Genomic DNA, 21,367 nt, shown 5'->3' on the forward strand with positions numbered 1-21,367 from the left:
AAAGCGCTTTTAATAAAGGAGGATATGACGATGAAAAAGATTTTACTTGCATGCAGTTCGGGTATGTCGACAAGTCTCCTTGTCACCAAGATGGAGGAATACGCGCATTCAATCGGTGACGAGGCAAAAATTTGGGCGGTCGGACAGGACCAGGCAAAAAAAGAGATGGCAGAGGCAAACGTCGTTCTCATCGGCCCGCAAATGAGCTTTTTAAAAGGCGAGCTGCAGAAAGAAGCAGAACAGTACGGTACTAAGGTTGATGTGATTGATATGATGGCTTACGGAATGGCAGACGGAAAGAAAGCTTATGAACAGGCGCTCAGCTTGATCGGAGATTGATGATGATGGGAAAATTAAAACTCGATGAATTAACAGGCGAACAAATTTGCTTTCAGCTCATTCTTCATAGCGGAAACGCCCGCAGCAAAGTCATTCAGTCCATCAGGGCATACCGCGCCGGCAGCGTTCAGAAAGCAGAGGAGCTGCTGCACCAGGCTGAAGCCGATTTGCAGCAGGCCCATGATATTCACTTTCAAATGATTCAAAAAGAAGCGGGCGGGGAAAAAAGTGAGTTCTCTTTGCTGCTCTTGCACGCGGAGGACCATTTGATGTCGACGCTCACGATGAAGGAACTTGTGTCCGAATTATTGGAATTATTCAAAGAGAAAAATCTATGATTCGCACTGTATGGCAAAATCGAAGGGGGATAAGAGACCATGTTTGAAAAATTGAGCAACCTCTTGGTGCCGATTGCCGGGAAGCTGAATAACAACCGGTATTTAGGCGTGCTGAGGGATGCGTTTATGCTGGCTTTTCCGCTCACCATTTTCGGATCGATCATTGTCGTTTTAACCAATTTGCCGTTTCTCAATAAAATGATGAGCAAATCGGCGCTTGAAACGTTCCAGTCGGCTTTAAGCATAGCGCCGAGTGCAACGATCAGCATTATGTCCGTTTTCGTCGTGTTCGGGATCGGGTATTATTTATCCAAAACTTATGAAGTCGAAGCGGTTTTTGGAGGAGTCGTCGCTTTGGCATCGTTCCTTCTGCTGACTCCGTTTGTATTAAACGGCGAAGGAGGGGAAGTGATTCCGAACGTCATCCCGATTGACAGGCTCGGTGCGAAAGGGATGTTCCTCGGAATGATTACCGCCTTTACATCCGCGGAGATTTTCAGATTTTTTGTCCAGAAAAACTATACAATCAAAATGCCCGCCGGCGTTCCACCTGCTGTAGCTAAATCTTTTGCCGCGCTGATTCCGGCGGTGATGACCTTGTCCGTCTACTTGGTCATCAATATCCTTGTGACCCAAGCGTTCAATACGAATATGCACGATTTAATTTACAATCTGGTACAGGCTCCGCTTGTCGGCCTTGGAAGCGGTATCATTCCGACCTTGATTGCTATATTTTTTACTCAGCTTCTCTGGTTTTTCGGACTCCATGGGCAAATTATCATCAACTCTGTTATGGATCCGATCTGGAATACGCTTTCGATCGAAAATTTGAATAGCTATACCGCAACAGGGGAAGTTCCGCATATTATCAATAAGCAGTTTATGGAAGTGTACACCGTCGGAATGGGCGGAACCGGGATGACACTGGCCGTGATTATTGCCATCCTGCTGTTTATGAAGAGCAAGCAAATGAAGCAGGTCGCAAAACTCGGAGCAGCGCCGGGGATTTTCAACGTAAATGAACCGATCATTTTCGGCCTGCCGATCGTCATGAACCCGCTCATTTTTATTCCGTGGGTGATCTCGCCGATGATCGTCACTTTAATTACGTATTTCGCAATGGCGTCCGGGCTTGTGCCGCCGCCGACCGGGGTCACGATTCCTTGGACTGTGCCGATTTTTATCAGCGGAATGATGGCGACCAATTCGCTTGCCGGTGGCATTCTACAGATTGTCAATTTAGCCGTTGTCTTTATGATCTGGTTCCCGTTTTTGAAATTCATCGACCGGATGAATATGAAAAAAGAGCAGGAAATCAATGCAGCGGAACAAGATCAGACAACGCTAGGACTTTAAAAGGAGATTGATGACATGTCAAAAACAGAACTGCAGCTAGAACAAATTCAATACCGTTTTCCAAAAGGCTTCTGGTGGGGGTCGGCGGCATCCGCGACTCAGACTGAAGGAGCGGCGGCTGAAGGAGGCAAAGGAAAGAACATTTGGGATCACTGGTACGAAAAAGAGCCGAACCGATTTTTTGACGGAGTAGGCCCTGAGAAGACTTCGCGTTTTTACGAGACTTACAGAGAAGATATTCAGCTGATGAAGGAGCTCGGCCACAACTCTTTTCGTTTCTCCATTTCGTGGGCCCGTCTGTTTCCTGAAGGAAAAGGGCGGTTGAACGAGGAAGGAGCTGCCTTTTATAACCAAGTCATCGATGAGCTGCTGGCAGCTGGGATCGAGCCTTTTGTCAACCTTTATCATTTTGATATGCCGCTTGCGCTCCAGCATATCGGCGGATGGGAAAACAGGCAAGTCGTCGATCACTTTGTTTCATACGCGGAAACGTGCTTCCGGCTGTACGGGGATCGTGTGAAAAAATGGTTTACCCACAATGAACCGATCGTTCCTGCTGAAGGCGGCTATTTATACGATTTTCATTATCCGAACATCATCGACTTTCAAAAGGCCGTCCAGGTCGCATACCATGAAATTCTTTCAAACGCCAAAGCGGTCGAAGCCTACCGCAGACTCGGAGGCGACGGCAAAATCGGCATCATTTTAAATTTAACGCCATCCTATCCGCGAAGCCAGCACCCGGCAGATGTGAGAGCTTCTGAAATAGCTGACGCTTTCTTTAACCGGTCGTTTCTTGATCCTGCCGTTAAGGGTGAGTTTCCGCAGCTTTTAACAGATATTTTAAAAGAAAAAGGCTATTTGCCTGTCATGGAAGAAGGAGACTTGGAGCTGATCAAAAATCACACTGGCGATCTGCTCGGCATCAATTATTATCAGCCGAGACGGGTGAAAGCGAAGGAGCACATGCCTCATCCGGACGCGCCTTTTATGCCGGAGCGTTTTTTTGACCATTATGAAATGCCCGGACGAAAAATGAACCGCCACCGCGGCTGGGAAATATACGAAAAAGGAATCTATGATATTTTAATGAATGTCAAAGAAAACTATGGAAATATTGAATGCTTTATTTCTGAGAACGGAATGGGTGTTGAAGGAGAAGAGCGTTTCCGTGGCGAAGACGGCATAATCCGCGATGACTACCGAATTGCGTTTATCGAAGAACACTTAAAATGGGTGCACAGAGCGATTCAGGAAGGAGCGAATGTCAAAGGTTATCACCTTTGGACATTCATGGACAACTGGTCATGGACGAACGCCTATAAAAACCGCTACGGATTTGTATCTGTCAACCTTGACAAAAACGGCGAACGAACGATTAAAAAAAGCGGATACTGGTTTAAGAAACTTGCCGAGAACAACGGTTTTTAAAAAGGACTCGGGCTAAAAGATGGTCTGTTGGGCCATCTTTTTATTTCTGCTTCAAAACCGATATAATGATAAGGAAGGTGTTACAAGCATACAGAATCCTTAGTAATGGTGGTTAAAACATGAGAAAATACGAATATATTTCAAACGAAATGAGGAGGCGGATTCAGGAAGAATACTATCCGATTGATCAGCCCATACCTGATGAGCTTTCTCTCGCCAAAGAATTTTCCTGCAGCAGAATGACGATGAAAAGAGCCCTCGATATTCTCGTGTCAGAAGGCATGCTGTACCGCAAGCGCGGACACGGCACCTTCATAGTAAAATCATCGATTCAGCAGCTTCCCGTCAGTGTGACAGACCGCGAAAACCTCGGGCTGACCAAGCTTCTCGCCAATAAACAAATCGAAAGCCGCATCATTCAATTTGATGTCGAATTCCCTTCAGATGAAGTGGCTAAGCAATTGTCAATCGAAAAGACCGTTCCGGTGTATCATATCATCAGGCTCAGAAAGGTTGAAGGCGAACCGTATGTCATTGAAGAAACGTATATGCCTTCGAATGTCATCTCTGAATTAAATGAAGACGTTCTTCACGGCTCCGTTTACCGGCACATCACCGAGACGCTGAAACTGACAATCGCCGGCTCGCACCGGAAGATCAGGGCGGATAAGTCGAATGCGCTCGACCGAGAGTACTTGGAATGCGCCCCTGACGATCCGGTTCTTGAAGTTGAACAGGTCGCTTTTTTAAATACGGGAGAACCGTTTGAATATTCTTTTGCAAGGCATCGCTACGACAAGTTTGTGTTTTCCAGCGTCCATGTTCGGAAATGAAAAACCTGCATAACCGCGGGTTTTTTGTTTTGTCATGCAATCTTCCAGCACGCTTGTCCTCCGAGGGGATCGTGGGCTACCATCGCTTTAGCGGACGGGAATTTCCGAGGCCGTGCGCATATTCAGAACCAGCTGCTCATAAAATTAACTAAATAATTAGAAATAAAACAATATATTGACAACTAATACATTTTTCGTGGTACGATAGTATTGTTATTTGTCCAACAAGCAAAGGGGGAGAATGAATGAAAAAGTGGAAAAGCTTATCATGGATTGTATTGCTACTGACGCTTGTCATGGGATTGGCAGCGTGCGGAAGCGGCAATGCATCAGGAAATAAGGACGGCGGATCTGCGTCAAAAGGATCAGAAAGCTACAGTCTGCTGACAGGGGGAACCGGAGGTACATATTATCCGCTCGGCGGTCAATTTGCAAACCTTTGGGAGGATGCAACAGGAGACAAATTTACGACGCAGACTACAGGTGCTTCTGCTGAAAACATGGCAACTCTGCAAAAAGGGGAAGCTGAGGTCGCTTTTTCTCAGACGGACATTGCCACTTATGCCATAGAAGGCAAAGAAATGTTTAAAGAAAAAATTGAAGGAATCAAGGCGATTGCCGCCCTGTATCCTGAAACTGTACAGATTGTAACAACGGAAAAAAGCGGAATCAATTCGATTGAAGATTTAAAAGGCAAAACGGTTTCCGTGGGTGCTGCGGGTGCAGGGGTCAACATTAATGCCAAGCAGATTTTGGAGGTTCACGGGATGTCTTTTGACGACATCAAACCGCAAAACCTGTCTTTTGAAGAGTCGACAGACGGCATTCAGTCAGGCGCGATCGATGCCGCCTTCATCACGGCTGGAACGCCTACCGGGGCTGTCGAAGGGCTTTCTGCGCAAAATAAAATAAAAATTTTAAATATTGAAAAAGATAAGCAGGAAAAGCTGATGGAAAAGTATCCGTTCTATGCTGAGGATACGATCAAAAAAGGCACCTACGGCATCGGGAGCGATATGAACACGGTCGCTGTCAAAGCGATGCTCGTCGCATCCGACAAGATGGATGAGGACACCGTCTATAAAATGACGAAAGCGCTGTTTGAAGCCGATAAAATCAATCATGCCAAAGGCGAATTTATCAAGCCTGAAACCGCGCTTGAAGGATTGGGCGATATTGAAATTCATCCTGGAGCGGCTAAATATTTCAAAGAAAAAGGGATAGAAAAATCGTAAAGCCGCAGGCAGATAAGCGATGAACAAGCCCGGACAATCGATAGACCGTTGCAATGAAACATCGGTCTATCGTTTTTCTATTCGGCAGGGGATTTGGAAAAATGGGGAAATTTAAAATTGTAAAACGGCTTGTGCCGGCGCTGATTATTGCCGCTTTTGCAGCGGCATGCCTGATTCCTTATCAGACCGCTGTCGTGTTCGAGAAAGAGGACAGCGGCGAGATCATCGCTTTTCTTCCCCTCCAAAAGGAGAAAAGCTTTGATGTGATCTATACGCATTCCATCCATCGGACAGAAGTGATCGAATCGTATGTGTGGGAAAAAAGAATGATTCGGCAGACCGCTCTGACCTATCATGATCCGGCCGTCGGGATGCCCGCAAACGCGGAGCAAGGTGAAAGGCTCGTCATCAATAACGGTGTCTATACCATTTCGGATATGAAGAGGACCTTTCCGTTCATTGATATGCGGATCGGAAGGGTGAGGGCGAATCACAGGATCAAGTATTCAGGCGCTGAACATGAGTTAAAGCGGTACATCCGCCCCGGCACATGGACAAGGATGAATGTCCGAAAACTAAATGTCTTGCAACAACTGAGGGGAGTGAAGATCAATGACTGAGCAGCTTTCGGAAAAAGATCAGCAGGAACTGCTGGAGAAATACGATCCTGAAGCGGGGACGAGAAAGCTCAAAGGGTTGACGGGGGTCATTGCATTTGTCGGCCTGCTCGCTTTTTCTTTGTTTCAATTATACACAGCCATTTTTGGCGTTTTTCCGGCTCAAATTCAAAGGTCGGTTCATTTAGGATTTGCGCTCGGTCTGATTTTTTTATTGTTTCCGGCGACAAAAGGTTTACGGAAGACCGGCAAATTCAAAGTCGCCTGGTATGACGCAATCTTAGCCGTATTAGGAGCGGGCGTCGGCGCTTATTGGGTTGCCAATTATGAAACGATTGTAGGCGGGATCGGATTGATCACGGAAACGGACTTTTATGTCGGACTGTTGGCCGTCCTGCTCGTATTGGAAGCGACAAGACGTGCTGTCGGGCTGCCGATTACGATCATCGCCGGCCTGTTTCTTTTGTACGGCCTTTACGGCTCGTATCTGCCGGGCTTTTTGTCTCACAACGGCCTGACGCTGGAAAGGCTCGTTCAGACGATGTATTTTACGACGGAAGGAATTTTGGGCACGCCGCTCGCTGTGTCTTCGACATTCATCTTCCTGTTCATCCTGTTCGGTTCATTTCTTGTCAGAACCGGTGTGGGGCAGTATTTTAATGACCTTGCTGTGGCGATCGCCGGACGAAGCACTGGCGGACCGGCAAAAGTCGCGATTTTTTCAAGCGCGCTTCAGGGAACGATCAGCGGAAGCTCTGTCGCCAATGTCGTCACTTCCGGATCGTTTACGATTCCGATGATGAAAAAACTGGGCTATAAAAAAGAATTTGCCGGTGCAGTCGAAGCTTCCGCATCTACCGGCGGACAGCTGATGCCTCCGATCATGGGAGCCGCCGCCTTTTTAATGGTTGAGTTCATCGGCGGAGGTATTACGTACTGGGATATCGCGAAAGCCGCGATGATTCCGGCTGTTTTGTACTTTACGGGCATCTGGATTATGACTCACTTTGAAGCGAAGCGCCTCGGCTTGCGCGGTTTAACGAAAGAAGAAATGCCGAACCGCAAGGAAGTATTCAAAAAGATTTATTTGCTGCTTCCGATCGTTTCGGTCGTCTTTTTGTTAATGTCGGGCATCACGGTCATGCATGCCGCTTTGTATTCGATCGTTCTGGCGATCCTGGTTGGTTTGTTCAACAGGGAGACGCGAATGGGTCTTAAAGGGATTGTGCTGGCTCTCGCGGAAGGAGCGAGAATGGCGCTTTCCGTTGCGGCGGCAACGGCAGCTGCCGGCATCATCGTCGGAGTCGTCACAAAGACGGGTCTCGGCCTCAAACTTGCAAACGGCCTGCTCGATTTGGCAGGAGGCGCATTGCTGCCTTCGCTCTTTTTGACAATGATCGCCGCTCTTGTTCTCGGAATGGGATCGCCGACGACGGCAAACTATGTAATTACGTCAACGATTGCCGCACCAGCCTTGATTTTGCTGAATGTTCCTGATCTGTCGGCCCACTTGTTCGTGTTTTATTTCGGCATCGTAGCTGACATTACACCGCCCGTTGCTTTGGCCGCATTTGCCGCCGCCGGTGTTGCGGGAGGAGAGCCGATCAGAACGGGGATCAATTCAGCAAAGCTTGCGATTGCCGCTTTTATCATCCCGTATGTATTCGTCCTGTCTCCGGAGCTTCTCATGATTGACGCACATTGGTATGAAATTCTCTGGGTGATCTTTACCGCATTGTCCGGAATGATTGCCATCGGTGCGGGCATGATTGGATTCTGGATGAGAAAAGTGTTCTGGTTTGAAAGAATAATGGCGGCTGCCAGCGGTCTTCTGCTGATTTATCCGGAGGGCTATTCCGACATAATCGGTCTCGGCATATTCCTTCTGTTGTTCGTTCTTCAGCTGATGTGGAAGCGGGACAAAAGCCATCCAGAAGAAATGCAGGCCTTAAAAGCATAAATAAAAAAACAGCCTTCAATGTGAAGGCTGTTTTTTATTAAAGCGGCCACCAATGAAAGCCGTCTTTTGCGAGCAGGTCATCAGAAGCTTTCGGTCCCATAGAGCCCGCCTCATAGTTAGGGGAAAGGGTTTTGTTTTCCTCCCAGTTTTGAGAAATCGCATCAACAAAACTCCAGGAAAGCGCAACTTCATCCCAGTGGGCAAAGTTTGTCGCGTCTCCGTGCAAACAGTCCAAAATCAGCTTTTCATAAGCTTCAGGCGTGTTGATGCCGTCCCCGCAGTTATGGCAGTAGTCGAGCTTGATCGGCTGGGCAAAAGTGCCGCCTCCAAGCTTCCTTGCGTTTAAATGAAGGGTGATGCCTTCATCCGGTTGAATATGGATCACCAGCAGGTTAGGATGCATCGTGTTGCCGTTTCCGTAATAAAGATTCATCGGAATGTCTTTAAATTGGACGACAATCTGGGTTGATTTTTTCTGCATCCGTTTCCCTGTCCGGATGTAGAACGGCACACCGGCCCATCTGAAGTTGTCGATCAGCAGTTTGCCGGCAACGAACGTTTCCGTATTCGACTCTTTTGCTACATTTTGCTCATCGCGATAAGCCGGAACCTGTTTTTCGTCAACGACACCCGCGTCATACTGGCCGCGCACAAAAAACTGATCGACTTCGTCTTTTCGAATCGGACGAAGGGCTCTGAGCACCTTCACTTTTTCGCTGCGGATCTCTTCCGTGTTCAGCTTGATCGGCGGTTCCATCGCAAGCAGCGCCACCATTTGAAGAATGTGGTTTTGAACCATGTCTCGAAGCGCACCGGATTTTTCATAATATCTCGCTCTGTCTTCCACACCCAAATCTTCACTTGACGTGATTTGAATATTCGAGATGTATCTGTTTGTCCAAAGCGGCTCAAAAATCGCGTTGGCAAAGCGGATGACTTCGATGTTCTGCACCATTTGCTTTCCTAGATAATGGTCAATCCGATAGATTTGATCTTCTGTAAAGGCTTCACGAATTTCCTGATTCAAGGATTTTGCGCTCGGCAGATCATGTCCGAAAGGCTTCTCGATCACGAGCCTTGACCAGCCTGTTGTTGAAGTGACACCCTCTGATTTTAGGAACTTTGCAATCGTTCCGAAAAATTCAGGAGCCATCGCTAAGTAAAACATCCGGTTATTCGGAATATCATATGTACTTTCCAGCTTCTCTAAAAGTTCGTTCAATTCCCGGTATGAGCCGGAATTTGTAACATCAAAAGGATGATAGTAGAAGTGAGATGTAAACTCGTCTACATCCTTTTCGTTTAACGGAAACTTCGAAACCGATTGCTGTACGGTACTGCGAAAGTCTTCATTTGTCCAAGGGCGTCTGCCGACTCCGACAACCGCGAATTCATTCCCGATTTGTCCGTTTTCGTAGAGCCTGTGGATAGAAGGATATAGTTTTCGTTTTGCCAAATCCCCTGTTGCGCCAAATATTACGATAACTGCTTTTGGTTCCATTTGATCTTTTTTCAATTAAACGTACCTCACTTTATTCGAAGCTAAGTTTATTTTCTTCATTTTAAAGCTAATAATCCCTTAAAGCAAACATTTGAGATCGAATCGTATGAAAAGTTTACTGAAAACGGGCAGGGTATTTAGTTGCATAGCATGGCGTGAAGCCGGCGTTTCTTTTTTCTCAGACTTCCTGTATGCTTGTGATAGATGAAGTTTTTAGCAGGAGGAAAGGATATTGGAGTTATTATTTTTAGGAACGGGAGCAGGCATCCCCGCAAAAACGAGGAATGTCACATCCGTTGCATTGAAGCTTTTAGAAGAAAGGCGGTCTGTTTGGCTGTTTGACTGCGGGGAGGCCACACAGCATCAAATTTTACATACATCGATCAAGCCCAGAAAAATTGAAAAGATTTTTATTACCCATCTTCACGGCGATCATGTATACGGGCTTCCGGGTCTTGTCAGCAGCCGCTCTTTCCAGGGAGGAGAAGGTCCGCTGACCGTGTACGGACCGCAAGGAATCAAAACGTTTCTTGAAACGGCGCTTGACGTATCGGGGACGCATGTCACATATCCGCTTGTGATTAAGGAGATTGAAGAAGGGACAGTCTTTGAAGATGACCAGTTTATCGTGACGGCGAGAAGCGTATCTCACGGCATCCCCGCTTTTGGATACCGCGTGCAGGAAAAAGATGTTCCAGGCGCACTTGACGCCGAAGCGCTGAAACAGACCGGAGTCTCGCCTGGCCCTGTTTATCAAAAGCTGAAAAACGGGGAGACGGTCACATTGGAAGATGGCCGGAAGATTCGCGGTGCAGACTTTATCGGACCGCCGAAAAAAGGGCGGATTGTCGCTTTTTCCGGAGATACGAGGCCATGCGAGAATGTGAAGAAGCTTGCCGAAAAAGCCGATGTCCTCATCCATGAAGCAACATTTGCGAAAGGCGACAGGGAGCTTGCCGGAGACTATTATCACAGCACTTCAGAACAAGCGGCGGAAACAGCGCGGGAGGCCTGCGCAAAAGAACTGATTTTAACCCATATCAGTGCAAGATACCAGGGGGAAAACGTGCTTGAACTGGTAAATGAAGCGAAAGCGATCTTTCCTGATACCGTGGCAGCTTTTGACTTTTATGAGCATGAGATCAAAAGAACTTAATTGGCATTCGAAGCTTCTTTGTTCCGGCAATGCGGGACGGGAAGCTTTTTTTGTTGACACGGTTTTAAAATGGTGTATAATAAAGCGTAATCATTACGTTTTGATAAGGAGGACAACATGAGAGTCAAAATTACATTGGCGTGTACTGAAACAGGGGACCGCAATTATATTACGACAAAAAACAAACGTACAAATCCGGATCGCCTGGAATTGAAAAAATATTCTCCGCGTCTGAAAAGGCACACGATACACCGAGAAACAAAATAACAAAAAACCAGCAGAATGTCTGCTGGTTTTTTTGTTTAATTGGCGGCTTGATAAGCGTATGTTTGCTGCTGTGCGGCATACCACACATCATAGATCGCAAGCTGGACGATGTGGGGCTCATCATGATGGATCAAATGCGAGCTGTTTTTCGCTTGAATCCAGCCGCTTTGATGCGAAAGAGACAGCAGTCTGCTGTGAAGCTTCAGCCACTCGTGATGAGCCTGTTTCGCCGCCTCCGTTCTTTTTCCCGCCGAAAGGACGAGCAAAGGAACCGAACCGAGGTGTTTCTTTTCCTGCTTCAGAATGTCCAGGCTTTGTTGAAAGTCCTCATGGGACCCTTCGATCGAAAACTGTTTGCTGTAGTCTTCTTTTAATGTTTCCGGAAGAAGAGGCAGCACTGTTTCCTCCTGATCTTCACAAGCGGGATCAAGCAGCACCATGCCGATGACTTCATCGCTGTACCGGCTTGCAAACAACCTTGCAATGACGGCGCCGAACGAATGGGCAACAAACAGGTATGGCGGTTTGACGCCTGCTGCTGCAAGCAGCGCTTTTAGTTCCTTCACCATCTGATCCGCTGTTCTTTTGCTGCTGCTCGGCCCGCTGTTGCCAAGGCCTGCACGGTCGTATGCAAACAAGCCGAGATCTTCGTCTATATCGGGTAAAATGGGCTGCCAAGTCTTTGAAGAAGAACCGTAGTCCGCTTCAAAAATAATGGTTGCGTTCTTTTTTCCTTTTCTCTGCTTTGTGTAAAACATGCATCCTTCAACTGTATATATTCTTTCCGTTATGGTCATAGAGGTCATCCTCTCTCTGTATATGGTGTTCTATTAGGAAAGACGCACGAACAAGGATGTTCGTTTCTCACGAGTTTGAAAAAAAGAAATATCCCGCCTTGAGGCGGGATATCAGCTCTCTGTATATGGTGTTCTATTAGGAAAGACGCACGAACAAGGATGTTCGTTTCTCACGAGTTTGAAAAAAAGAAATATCCCGCCTTGAGGCGGGATATCAGCAACTTACCAGGCTCTGTCGTACTGAACAGGTCCTTCAATTTTTGTGTTCAGCTGTTTGGCAGCGGTTTTCGGCCAGTATGGATCTCTCAGCAGCTCTCGCGCAACGAAAATGAGATCTGCGCGTCCATTTTGGAGGATTTCCTCAGCTTGAAGGCCGCTTGTGATCAACCCGACTGCACCTGTCTGGATTTCGGCTTGGGCGCGAATTGTATCGGCGAAGCCGACTTGATAGCCCGGGAAGACGTTGATGTCGGCAGGCACGACTGCACCGGAGCTGACATCGATCAAATCAACGCCCTGTTCTTTCATCCATTTGGCGAAACCGACATAATCGGCGACATCAAGGCCTTTTGTTTTGTAGTCTGAAGCTGAAACGCGTACGAACAATGGCCCGTCCCAGACTTCTTTTACAGCGTCGATGACTTCGCGAAGCAGCCTGTAGCGGTTTTCCGGTGATCCTCCATATTCATCCTCGCGTTTGTTGGAAAGCGGTGATAAAAATTCGTTGATCAAATATCCGTGGGCCCCATGAATCTCAATGATGTCAAAGCCGGCGGCTTTCGCGCGTTCAGCTCCTTTTTTGAAAGCCTGAACGGTTTCTTTTATGTCTTCTTTTGTCATTTCAACAGGTGTTCGCGAATTTTCGTCGAAAGGAAGAGCTGAAGGCCCGTAGATTGTACCTTCGACCTCGGCTTTTCTTCCGGCGTGTGCCAGCTGAATCGCCGTTTTGCTGCCGTACGGCTTGATTTGTGACGTTAATGCGGCAAGTCCGTCAATATGCGCGTCATCCCATATACCAAGATCCTGATCGGAGATTCTGCCCTCTGGGGTGACGGCGGTAGCTTCTACCATGATCAGTCCGACTTGTCCGACGGCGCGGGAGATGTAGTGGGTCATGTGGAACGGCTGCACTTTTCCATCCTTTTCATGGGAGGAATACATGCACATCGGCGACATGACAATCCGGTTTTTTAGTGTAACTCCTTTTAAACTCCATGGTGTGAACAGTTTTCGATTACTCAAATTTTTTCGCCTCCCGTAAGTTTTCGCCTCGATTATACCAATTCTGCCCATTCACGTCATATAAACTGCTCAAGTCATTTCCATATGTAAGAATGTTCAGTACAATAAAGTTGTTCACATTCTATTTTTTACTAAATACGATATTTGCATACACCTGCGGAAAACAGCGAAAGAGGGGGTTTGCTTTGTGAAGTGGCAGACAGTGGAAGAACTGAAACAGCTGCTCATTACTCTAGTTCAATACGAAAGCATCTCAGACACGGCCGGAGAAGTGGCGCTTGCGAAGTATATGCATGATTTATTAAAAGACCGTTCGTACTTTCAAAAGAATCCTGAATATTTAAAGCTTCACCCGATGGAAGACGGGCGTTATTTTCTAACCGCCCTCGTCAAAAAGGAAGAGAAATCAAATACGGTGCTCCTCTTGAGCCATTTTGACGTGGTCGATACGGCAGACTACGGCGAATTCAAACATATGGCATGCAAAGTCCCGGAACTCATGGATGTATTAAATGATAAAAAAGAACTTTTGCCTGAACGGGTCAGAAGTGACTTGGAAAGCGGCGAGTGGCTGTTTGGAAGGGGAAGCATGGACATGAAAGCGGGTCTTGCTGTTCAATTTTCGATGCTGGAACGGGCGATGAACGGAGAATTTGACGGAAACCTTCTATTAATTACGGTTCCGGACGAAGAAGTCAACTCACAGGGGATGCTTGAAGCTGTACCCGCACTGAAAGCTTTAGAAGAGGAATTTGGCCTTCATTATACATCATGCTTAAATTGTGAGCCGATGTTTGAAAAGCATCCGGGAGATCAGAAGCAATACGTCTATTCAGGCAGCATCGGCAAAGCGCTTGCCGGATTTTTCTGCAAAGGGATTGAGATGCATGTCGGCGAGCCGTTTGCAGGGGTGAATGCGAATTTAATGGTGTCCGAAATCAACAGGCTGCTCGAATTAAACGTTGACTATTGCGAAGAAGCGGATGGAGAAGTGACGCCTCCCCCGGCCAATCTGATGCAAAAAGATTTGAAGGAAGCGTACTCGGTTCAGACTCCTCACGCAGCGGTGTCGCTCTTTAATGTGCTGATGATGGAGCGTTCCGCCGCCGAGCTCCATCACATGCTGCTTGACACAGCCAAGGAAGCGGCCGCCAATATTCAAACAAATATTGAGCGTAAAACGGCCGAATATCAGCGATTTGAAGCATTCACGCCAATGAATCCGACCGTTTCCGTGCTGACGTTTGAGGAGCTGTGGAACAAAGCAAAGGAAAAGGCCGGGAAGTCCGAGGCGGAGCGCATACTCAACTTTGCATTTGCCAACAGGGGGAAGCTTGGAGACCGCGATTTTTCAACGAAAATCGTGTCTGAATTGGCTTCGCTCTGCAAAGAAGATGCTCCGATGATCGTTCTGTTTTACAGTCCGCCGTTTTATCCGGCTGTTTCTTCAAAGGACGATCCTTTGATCCGAAAGGTGATGAAAGATGTGAAACAGTATGCGGCCGACAGGTACGGTATTGAATTTACAGAAGTCCAATATTTTCCCGGCCTGTCCGATTTAAGCTACCTTCAGCTGCAAAAGCAGTCTGTCGATGCGTTCACATCCAATATGCCGCTGTTTCAACACGGCTATTCATTGCCTAAAGGACGAGAAAACGCACTGTTTGTGCCGGTCATCAATATCGGGCCGGCCGGCAAAGACCCTCATAAATGGACGGAACGCCTCCATGTGCCGTTTTCATTCGGAAAGCTGCCCGATATCCTTCGGCTGGCGATACACAAGCTTCTCTAAGTATACGGACGGGGCCGCTTGGGGAAAAATCGGGAACAAGCGAAACGCTGTCTCCCGATTTTTTTAAATTTTGGCCGCAAACATATCCCTGATTTCCGCAGAACGATTCGCCGCTTCTTTGACGCAGGATATGACGATCTGTTCAAATTGTTGGTCGTCAAGCACCCGAAGGCCTGCTTCTGTTGTCCCTCCGGCGCTTGTAATCTCTTTTCTCATGACAGAAGGGTTCCTGCCGGTTTCAAGCATTTGAGCCGCACCTGACATCATATCGATAATCAGCTGTTTCGCCGTTTCTTCAGGAAGTCCCAATTCCGCAGCTGACGCCAGCAGGGCTTCGACAAATCGATAAACAAAAGCGGGGCCGCTTCCGGCTACTGCTGTCACCGCATCAAGGGCAGATTCCTCAACGATTGCAACGCTTCCGATTGTCGCAAAGAGGTCAGCTGCTTCCCGCATCTGCTCTTTCGTCACGAGCGGGCTTGCCGCAAAGGCTGTGGCTGATTTTTGAATGGAGGCCGATGTATTCGGCATGGCCCTTACAACTGGCAGATCAAGCCCGGCGTAGTGCTGGATCGTGCGAATCGGAATGCCTGCAAGGACTGAAATCAGCAGCTGATCTTTTCGCAAATAGGGGCGGAGTGCGGCCATTCCGGCCGCCGCGTCCTTCGGCTTCATCGCCAAAACGAGTGTATCCGAACGGGCGGCGACTTTTGCCGTATCGGCTTCTCCGCACACCCCGTATGTCTCGCTTAACTCACGAAGTCTGGCCGTATTCGACTGATTCGTAACGAATATCGCTTCCGGCTCCATCGCACCGCTTTTGACAAGCCCCTTAATCATCGCTTCAGCCATCGAACCGGCTCCGATAAATCCCATTCGTTTCATTATGAATTCCTCCTTCTAAAAAACAAAAAAACCTTTCCGTCTTCACAAAGGACGAAAAGGTTTCGCGGTACCACCTTCATTAGCATATACATGCTCAGCTCTTGCCCCGTAACGCGGGATACGTTTAGGTTTGCCTAAGCGCTCTGAGGGCAGGTTCAACATGCAAGCGGGCTGTGAAATCTTTCAGCCGTGGATTTCACTCTCTTTCACCATTGCTTGTTTACTATTCCTCTTCATTGCGTCTTCAATCATTTACCTGCATATATTTGTTGTTCATTATGCTATGAGGAATGATGAAATGTCAACAGGCATTTGAAGCAAAAATGACATGCGCGGGAGAAAAAGGTAAAATATGATCAACATCAATTCGCAGGATGAGGAGAATCAAACGATGAAAGACGCAAGAATCATTCCTATTTCACTGCCGACTCCGTTTGCAGTCGGAGACGTCAACATTTATTTGGTCAGAGGCGAGGCGCTGACTCTGGTCGATGCCGGGCCCAACACAAAGGAGGCGGCCGCCGTTTTGAAGAAAGAGCTGGCCGGCCAGGGACTGTCATTAAACGATATTGACCAGGTCGTTCTGACCCATCATCACGCTGATCACGCCGGACTGCTGGACGAATTCCCCGCAGGGGTCAACATCATCGGCCATCCGTTCAATGAACCGTATATCAGCCAAAATCCCGATTTTATTGAAAAACAAAAGGCCTTTTTTACATACCTGTATCAGCGATTCGGCGTTCCCGGCGATATGAAGCCGCCGGGGCTTACGGTAAAAGCGTCGTACCGGTTTTCCTGTAATCGGACTTTGACAGAGACCGTTTCAGAATGCGCGCAAATTGACGGGCTTGAAGGGTGGAGGGTTCTTGAGACGCCCGGACACGCCGCTTCACATATTGTCCTTTATCATGAGGAGCTTGGAAGCATGCTCGGAGGAGACTTGCTGTTAAAGCCGTCTTCTTCAAATCCGCTTCTTGAAGTGCCGCAAAAAGGAGAAAGGCGCCCGACTCCGCTGCTGGACTATTTGAAATCGCTCGGCAGGCTGCGGGAGCTTCCGCTCAACATTATTTATCCCGGCCACGGGGAGGACATCACAAAAGTGAATGAGCTTGTCGCCAAAAGGCTGGAAAAGCAGCGAAACAGAGCCGAAGAGGTGTACCGCATCCTTACTGAAAAACCGCATTCACCTTATCAGATATGTCAAAAACTGTTCCCTGCAGTCTATGAAAAAGAGCTGTTCTTAACGATGTCAGAAACGATTGGGCAGCTTGACGATTTGGAATCCCAAGGGAGGATCGGAGCAGAAACGGCCGATGGAATCGAGTACTATTACGCAAAGTAGGTGACGAACATGCAGCAAAAGTTGAAAGAGCAAAACGTGATGATTACAGGGGCTTCAGGAGGACTTGGGGAACGGATCGCATACCATGCCGCCAAGGAAGGAGCCGAGGTCATTCTGGCTGCGCGCAGAAAAGACCGCCTCATGGCTTTGAAGCAAAACATCGCCGATGAAACCGGTGCAAAATGCCGCATAATCGCATTGGACGTCAGCCGGACGGATGACATAAAAGCGGCGTTCCAAGAGGCCGGTCCGGTTGATATTCTTGTGAACAACGCGGGATTCGGTATTTTCGAAAACGCGCTTGACGCTTCCCTTGAAGATATGAAAGCGATGTTTGAAGTCAACGTATTCGGTCTGATCGCCTGCACGAAAATGGCACTCCCGCATATGATCAGGCAAGACAAAGGCCATATTATCAACATCGCCTCGCAAGCGGGCAAATTAGCGACGCCCAAGTCAAGCCTTTATGCGGCAACAAAGCATGCTGTGCTCGGGTATTCAAACAGCTTGAGAATGGAGCTTGCCGAAACGGGGGTCAACGTGACAACGGTCAATCCTGGACCGATTCAAACCGACTTTTTTAAGACGGCCGATAAAAGAGGGGATTATGTCAAAAGCGTCGAGAGATGGATGCTTGATCCGGATCAGGTTGCTAAGAAAGTCGTCTCGGCAATGATGACGAACAAGCGAGAAATTAATCTTCCAGGCTGGATGAACGGCGTCAGCAAACTCTATCAGCTCTTCCCAGCCCTGGTTGAACGAGCAGGCCGGAGCGCTTTCTATAAAAAATGATCGTCTCTGAAAGGAACGGAATCGTCCGTTTCTTTTTTATTTGCATTTTTTTAGATGATCTCCTGTCAGAGAGGCTCAAAATATCATATAAAGACAGGGAGACTTTGTCCCTCTTCAAACCGCTGCACCGAACCTGTGCTTCCTTCTATAGGCTTTGCTTGATCTGAAGGCACCTGTCCCGTCTGAGGCAATCGATATAAAAATACTGTATGCCGAAAGATTCCGTGCTTCCGGGAACACGTGCCGGCCGCTGATGAAAAATAAGGTAAAGGTCGCTTTCGTTATGCTGTTCTTCTTATATAAAATGGCAACTGGGTGACGAAAAGGAGTAATATTTTACCATTTATTGAAATTCTCTCATCCCGGCCGAAACATGATATCACGTGATACTCGCAACAAAATACACGATAAAAGGAGTTTCTTAACGGTGCAGGAAGAATGGAACCCATTGATGAAAAATCGTTGCATCATCTGGTTAGTCACGGGGATTTGCTTAACGGTCATCTTTCAATTTCCGCTGCAGAGCGTCGCTTCATCTGCAGACAAATACGCCAATTTTGCCGAGCTTGCCGAACATGAAACAGAAGGAGAAGATTATCAAATCGAATATACAGACATGGGCACCGAACTGCTGATTCTTTCGCCGCACGGCGGAGGAATCGAAGGAGGTGTCAGTGAACTTGTCCGCGCCTTCAGCGCCGATTATTCCACTTACTTATTCGAAGGAATCAAACCCTCGCAAAACTGGGATCTTCACATCACAAGCAATCATTTTGATGAACCGCAGGCCGTCAAAGCGGTCAAAGAGCACAACTATACGCTGGCTTTTCATGGATATCATGACATCGTTGAACATACGCTTGTAGGAGGAACGGATACCGGAGGGGCGAAAGCGATTGTCAGAGCGCTGCACAACCAAGGTTTTTCAGCGGAGCTGGTCAGCCCAAGCCACCGGCTTGCAGGGGGAAATCCCGAAAATATCAATAATCAATGCAAAACAGGTCAAAGCATTCAATTGGAAATCAGCACGCCTCAACGAGAGGCTTTTTTTTCGGAGTTCGGCCTGTGGACGCGGGCAAGTTCTAAAAATGAGACGTTCCAAACGTATGTCTCAGCTGTTAAAGAAGTTTTGGAAACGCGGTATAAATAAGATTGTATATTTGGGTCACATTAAAACTAAAGACATTTAAGAGGGTGAGTATGTTGATCTATATATACAACTGTTACGGCGGCACTCATTCTTCTGCACTTGCCGCCGCTTATCATCTGAAAAAGCTCCCATTCAGCAGAAAACCGTCGAAAAACGAAATTTTAAGCACCGACTGTTTTAATCAATTAAGTCCGAAGGAAATGGGAAAATTAATCTTTCACGGTCTTGATGAAGAAGGCCACCAGGTGTACACGATCGGCAGAGGATCATCAAAAGCGGTCATTCCAGCCATGCTGGGCGTTTTTGAGCTGTTTGAAAAAAACGGAAAACTGCAGGAAAAAGTCGTTTTTTCAAACACGTCTCCGACTGTGCCCATTGCGATGACATTCGGCGGTTTATTTTCAAGAAGGCTGAAAATCGATCCGATCGGGGTTCCTTTGCTGGTGCTCGGAGCGCAGCAGGCATACAAAGACATCATCAAACTGGTGCAGCAAACAAAAGACCGTTCAAAAACGACTTCTTCGGTGATCGAAGTGCTGGATAACAATTTCATAAAAAAATGAACATCTAAACAGCTTCCAGTATGATGAGTCTTTCGGCTTCCATATTGGAAGCGTTTTTTATTTTTTAAATATAGTAATTGTTTTTTAAAAAGGACATTTTCTAAAAAATTGAATATAAGATAGAGGATATTGTTGAAATAGGACGAATCTATAACCTTAGAATTACTTTTCATAAATTTACTTCTTTGTAAATTTGAAGGGTAGAGATCAAGGATTTCCCTTCCACTTTGCTAGAGAATACTATCTGAAAGAAGAAACGGGGGGTTAAAAAGACGGCTGCAATCGTTATGAGAAGCAGCGATTTTATATTGGGAAATTCAATCTGTGACACTTTAAATGATAGAAGTGTAGTTTTGAAAATGAAAATCAGCGTGATAAGAGACGGAAAATTAGAATGATGTTATTTTTTCAGAATAACAAATGGAGCCGTCTGTCTCAATACAAATTAGGAGGCGCCTATGAAAAAAATGTTTTCTATTTTTCAAAATAAAAATTATGCGCTGCTGTTCTTCGCATCCTTTACCTCACAAATGGGAGGGATCATCGGACTCACTGCCCTCTTGTTTTACCTGCTAGACCGTTTTTCCAATCAGCCTGCATATGCCACAATGACCGAGCTGATGCTGTCATTGCCTACATTGGCTGTATTTTTCCTCGTCGGTGTTTTCGCGGATAAGTTTGACCGGCAGAAAATCGCCAAAAACTGCGATTGGATCTGTATGGGACTATCGATTGTATTACTGCTGTCTCTCTATCTTGAATGGATGCCGTTTACATTTGCCGTTCTTTTTTTAAGAAATGCCGTTAAAAGTTTTTTCACCCCTGCCCAAACTTCTCTTATTCAAGGAATATTATCTGAAAACGAATATTCGCTGGCCGTCGGATTGAATCAAATGGTAGCCAGTTTATTTATGCTGTTCGGAAACGGGCTTGGCGTATTTTGTTATTGGACGCTTGGAGTTGAAGGAGCCGTTATGGTTGATGCAGCCAGCTTCGCACTGAGCGGGCTTTTAATTCAAGCCTGCCGGATTTCCGATGCCGTCCGCATGCCAAATGGAAAACATTCCATTAGACAGCTGAATATCGCTGGTATATGGAAAGATTTCACACTTGGTTTTACTTATATTCTCAACCATAAATTGCTGCTTGCCCTCGTGTCCGGATTCGTCCTTTTCGGAGTTGTCAATGGGGGGCTCTCGGTCATGCAGGTGTTTATATTAAAATACAAGCTTGCACCTGGAAACTATGAAGAGATGTCGATTCTACTCGGCATTGTTTTCGGTGCGGGGTTTTTGGCGGGGAGCATCGCCGCATCCTTGCTTTCTCAAAAATTGAAGCTTTATCAACTTTTGATCCTAGCGCTGATTGTTTGCGGATGTGCCACGATTTCCGGCTCCCTGGTTAAAAGTTTGTGGCTGTATATGGTCTGCTCCTGCTTTATCGCGGTTTCGCTTCCAAGCATCAACGTTGCCATCGGAGGGTGGATACCAAACATCGTCAATCCGAAAATGATGGGTAGGGTGCAGGGGTGGATTCATCCGCTTATGATGCTCTCACAGTCGCTGACCCTTCTGTTTATTGCGTGGCTTTACCCGGCATGGATCGCGCTTGAAAGCCTGTATTGGCTAGTCGGGGGAAGCCTGATTGCTGTTGGCGTTTTCTACATGATTATCCTTCCGAAGTTTTTAGCGCTGAATCGGACGGCTGACGTATCTGTCGATTAACGGTTTATTCACCAAAAAATATCTACAACGAAAGGGAATGATAG

The 21,367-nt window shown here is 47.0% G+C and carries 20 protein-coding genes and 1 other annotated feature; of the genes, 16 read left to right on the forward strand and 4 right to left on the reverse strand.

Annotation, left to right across the window (positions count from 1 at the left end; translation table 11 throughout):
• The first annotated feature begins 30 nt into the window (after nt 1–30).
• The 8 genes from M1E06_RS08750 to M1E06_RS08785 all read left to right on the forward strand — a co-directional run bounded on the left by M1E06_RS08750 (nt 31) and on the right by M1E06_RS08785 (nt 8,109).
• On the forward strand, nt 31–339 hold the full coding sequence (locus tag M1E06_RS08750) for a PTS sugar transporter subunit IIB (protein ID WP_020452099.1): 309 nt from the start codon (nt 31–33) through the stop codon (nt 337–339).
• Between the two features lie 5 nt (nt 340–344).
• A complete protein-coding gene (locus M1E06_RS08755) occupies nt 345–677 on the forward strand; it encodes a PTS lactose/cellobiose transporter subunit IIA (protein WP_025811183.1) in 333 nt (110 codons plus the stop codon).
• A 39-nt stretch (nt 678–716) separates the two neighbouring features.
• Entirely contained in the window at nt 717–2,033 is a 1,317-nt protein-coding gene (gene celB, locus M1E06_RS08760) for a PTS cellobiose transporter subunit IIC (RefSeq protein ID WP_035338357.1), read from the forward strand.
• A 15-nt stretch (nt 2,034–2,048) separates the two neighbouring features.
• The gene (locus tag M1E06_RS08765; RefSeq protein ID WP_035338356.1) at nt 2,049–3,464 is read left to right on the forward strand and encodes a glycoside hydrolase family 1 protein; all 1,416 of its coding nucleotides are present in this window, start codon (nt 2,049–2,051) and stop codon (nt 3,462–3,464) included.
• 119 nt (nt 3,465–3,583) lie between these two features.
• Complete coding sequence (locus tag M1E06_RS08770) at nt 3,584–4,297, forward strand: GntR family transcriptional regulator (protein ID WP_020452095.1); 714 nt, start codon at nt 3,584–3,586, stop codon at nt 4,295–4,297.
• 245 nt (nt 4,298–4,542) lie between these two features.
• Nucleotides 4,543–5,532 carry a TAXI family TRAP transporter solute-binding subunit gene (locus tag M1E06_RS08775; protein ID WP_023855143.1) on the forward strand — a complete coding sequence of 330 codons (990 nt, stop codon included), beginning with the start codon at nt 4,543–4,545 and terminating at the stop codon, nt 5,530–5,532.
• A 101-nt stretch (nt 5,533–5,633) separates the two neighbouring features.
• Complete coding sequence (locus M1E06_RS08780; RefSeq protein ID WP_035338355.1) at nt 5,634–6,152, forward strand: DUF1850 domain-containing protein; 519 nt, start codon at nt 5,634–5,636, stop codon at nt 6,150–6,152.
• Nucleotides 6,145–8,109, forward strand: coding sequence for a TRAP transporter permease (locus M1E06_RS08785; protein ID WP_025811188.1), 1,965 nt, complete (start codon nt 6,145–6,147; stop codon nt 8,107–8,109). Before M1E06_RS08780 ends, M1E06_RS08785 begins: the two co-directional genes overlap by 8 nt.
• A 37-nt stretch (nt 8,110–8,146) precedes the next feature.
• Here the strand turns inward: M1E06_RS08785 and zwf are convergent, their stop codons facing one another.
• Entirely contained in the window at nt 8,147–9,610 is a 1,464-nt protein-coding gene (zwf, locus tag M1E06_RS08790; protein ID WP_031304722.1) for a glucose-6-phosphate dehydrogenase, read from the reverse strand.
• A gap of 232 nt (nt 9,611–9,842) precedes the next feature.
• Between zwf and rnz the strand changes: the two genes are divergently transcribed.
• A complete protein-coding gene (gene rnz / locus M1E06_RS08795; protein WP_025811189.1) occupies nt 9,843–10,766 on the forward strand; it encodes a ribonuclease Z in 924 nt (307 codons plus the stop codon).
• 117 nt (nt 10,767–10,883) lie between these two features.
• Nucleotides 10,884–11,033, forward strand: coding sequence for a 50S ribosomal protein L33 (rpmG, locus tag M1E06_RS08800; protein ID WP_003183271.1), 150 nt, complete (start codon nt 10,884–10,886; stop codon nt 11,031–11,033).
• Between the two features lie 35 nt (nt 11,034–11,068).
• Here rpmG and M1E06_RS08805 read toward each other — a convergent pair whose 3' ends face one another.
• The gene (locus tag M1E06_RS08805) at nt 11,069–11,830 is read right to left on the reverse strand and encodes an alpha/beta fold hydrolase (protein WP_033155092.1); all 762 of its coding nucleotides are present in this window, start codon (nt 11,828–11,830) and stop codon (nt 11,069–11,071) included.
• A gap of 222 nt (nt 11,831–12,052) precedes the next feature.
• Nucleotides 12,053–13,123, reverse strand: coding sequence for an NADPH dehydrogenase NamA (gene namA, locus M1E06_RS08810; RefSeq protein ID WP_095323518.1), 1,071 nt, complete (start codon nt 13,121–13,123; stop codon nt 12,053–12,055).
• Nucleotides 13,124–13,259: 136 nt separating this feature from the next.
• On the opposite strand from namA, the gene M1E06_RS08815 reads away from it, so the two are divergent.
• Nucleotides 13,260–14,864 (forward strand): M20/M25/M40 family metallo-hydrolase, encoded by a 1,605-nt coding sequence (locus tag M1E06_RS08815; RefSeq protein ID WP_095323517.1) that lies wholly within the window; start codon nt 13,260–13,262, stop codon nt 14,862–14,864.
• Nucleotides 14,865–14,927: 63 nt separating this feature from the next.
• On the opposite strand, the gene proC is transcribed toward M1E06_RS08815, so the two are convergent.
• Entirely contained in the window at nt 14,928–15,749 is an 822-nt protein-coding gene (gene proC / locus M1E06_RS08820) for a pyrroline-5-carboxylate reductase (protein WP_023855136.1), read from the reverse strand.
• A gap of 44 nt (nt 15,750–15,793) precedes the next feature.
• Nucleotides 15,794–15,995 (reverse strand) — a binding site (T-box leader).
• Nucleotides 15,996–16,140: 145 nt separating this feature from the next.
• On the opposite strand from proC, the gene M1E06_RS08825 reads away from it, so the two are divergent.
• The 5 genes from M1E06_RS08825 to M1E06_RS08845 all read left to right on the forward strand — a co-directional run bounded on the left by M1E06_RS08825 (nt 16,141) and on the right by M1E06_RS08845 (nt 21,323).
• Nucleotides 16,141–17,094, forward strand: coding sequence for an MBL fold metallo-hydrolase (locus M1E06_RS08825; protein ID WP_035339347.1), 954 nt, complete (start codon nt 16,141–16,143; stop codon nt 17,092–17,094).
• A 9-nt stretch (nt 17,095–17,103) separates the two neighbouring features.
• Entirely contained in the window at nt 17,104–17,886 is a 783-nt protein-coding gene (locus M1E06_RS08830) for an SDR family NAD(P)-dependent oxidoreductase (RefSeq protein ID WP_023855134.1), read from the forward strand.
• Between the two features lie 427 nt (nt 17,887–18,313).
• A complete protein-coding gene (locus tag M1E06_RS08835; protein WP_026579336.1) occupies nt 18,314–19,036 on the forward strand; it encodes a poly-gamma-glutamate hydrolase family protein in 723 nt (240 codons plus the stop codon).
• A gap of 53 nt (nt 19,037–19,089) precedes the next feature.
• On the forward strand, nt 19,090–19,599 hold the full coding sequence (locus M1E06_RS08840) for a DUF3189 family protein (protein WP_023855132.1): 510 nt from the start codon (nt 19,090–19,092) through the stop codon (nt 19,597–19,599).
• A 458-nt stretch (nt 19,600–20,057) separates the two neighbouring features.
• The gene (locus M1E06_RS08845; protein ID WP_035338353.1) at nt 20,058–21,323 is read left to right on the forward strand and encodes an MFS transporter; all 1,266 of its coding nucleotides are present in this window, start codon (nt 20,058–20,060) and stop codon (nt 21,321–21,323) included.
• Nucleotides 21,324–21,367 lie beyond the last annotated feature (44 nt).

It is taken from the genome of Bacillus sp. AK124 (assembly GCF_053903085.1).

What these genes read in the sequence shown, in the direction of transcription:
- M1E06_RS08775 (WP_023855143.1), top strand. Translation starts at nt 4,543, where the DNA reads ATGAAAAAGTGGAAAAGCTTATCATGGATTGTATTGCTACTGACGCTT.
- celB (WP_035338357.1), top strand. Translation starts at nt 717, where the DNA reads ATGTTTGAAAAATTGAGCAACCTCTTGGTGCCGATTGCCGGGAAGCTG.
- M1E06_RS08825 (WP_035339347.1), top strand. Translation starts at nt 16,141, where the DNA reads ATGAAAGACGCAAGAATCATTCCTATTTCACTGCCGACTCCGTTTGCA.
- M1E06_RS08830 (WP_023855134.1), top strand. Translation starts at nt 17,104, where the DNA reads ATGCAGCAAAAGTTGAAAGAGCAAAACGTGATGATTACAGGGGCTTCA.
- M1E06_RS08765 (WP_035338356.1), top strand. Translation starts at nt 2,049, where the DNA reads ATGTCAAAAACAGAACTGCAGCTAGAACAAATTCAATACCGTTTTCCA.
- proC (WP_023855136.1), bottom strand. Translation starts at nt 15,749, where the DNA reads ATGAAACGAATGGGATTTATCGGAGCCGGTTCGATGGCTGAAGCGATG.
- rpmG (WP_003183271.1), top strand. Translation starts at nt 10,884, where the DNA reads ATGAGAGTCAAAATTACATTGGCGTGTACTGAAACAGGGGACCGCAAT.
- M1E06_RS08785 (WP_025811188.1), top strand. Translation starts at nt 6,145, where the DNA reads ATGACTGAGCAGCTTTCGGAAAAAGATCAGCAGGAACTGCTGGAGAAA.
- M1E06_RS08755 (WP_025811183.1), top strand. Translation starts at nt 345, where the DNA reads ATGGGAAAATTAAAACTCGATGAATTAACAGGCGAACAAATTTGCTTT.
- M1E06_RS08770 (WP_020452095.1), top strand. Translation starts at nt 3,584, where the DNA reads ATGAGAAAATACGAATATATTTCAAACGAAATGAGGAGGCGGATTCAG.
- namA (WP_095323518.1), bottom strand. Translation starts at nt 13,123, where the DNA reads ATGGGCAGAATTGGTATAATCGAGGCGAAAACTTACGGGAGGCGAAAA.
- M1E06_RS08845 (WP_035338353.1), top strand. Translation starts at nt 20,058, where the DNA reads ATGAAAAAAATGTTTTCTATTTTTCAAAATAAAAATTATGCGCTGCTG.
- M1E06_RS08805 (WP_033155092.1), bottom strand. Translation starts at nt 11,830, where the DNA reads ATGACCATAACGGAAAGAATATATACAGTTGAAGGATGCATGTTTTAC.
- zwf (WP_031304722.1), bottom strand. Translation starts at nt 9,610, where the DNA reads ATGGAACCAAAAGCAGTTATCGTAATATTTGGCGCAACAGGGGATTTG.
- M1E06_RS08780 (WP_035338355.1), top strand. Translation starts at nt 5,634, where the DNA reads ATGGGGAAATTTAAAATTGTAAAACGGCTTGTGCCGGCGCTGATTATT.
- M1E06_RS08750 (WP_020452099.1), top strand. Translation starts at nt 31, where the DNA reads ATGAAAAAGATTTTACTTGCATGCAGTTCGGGTATGTCGACAAGTCTC.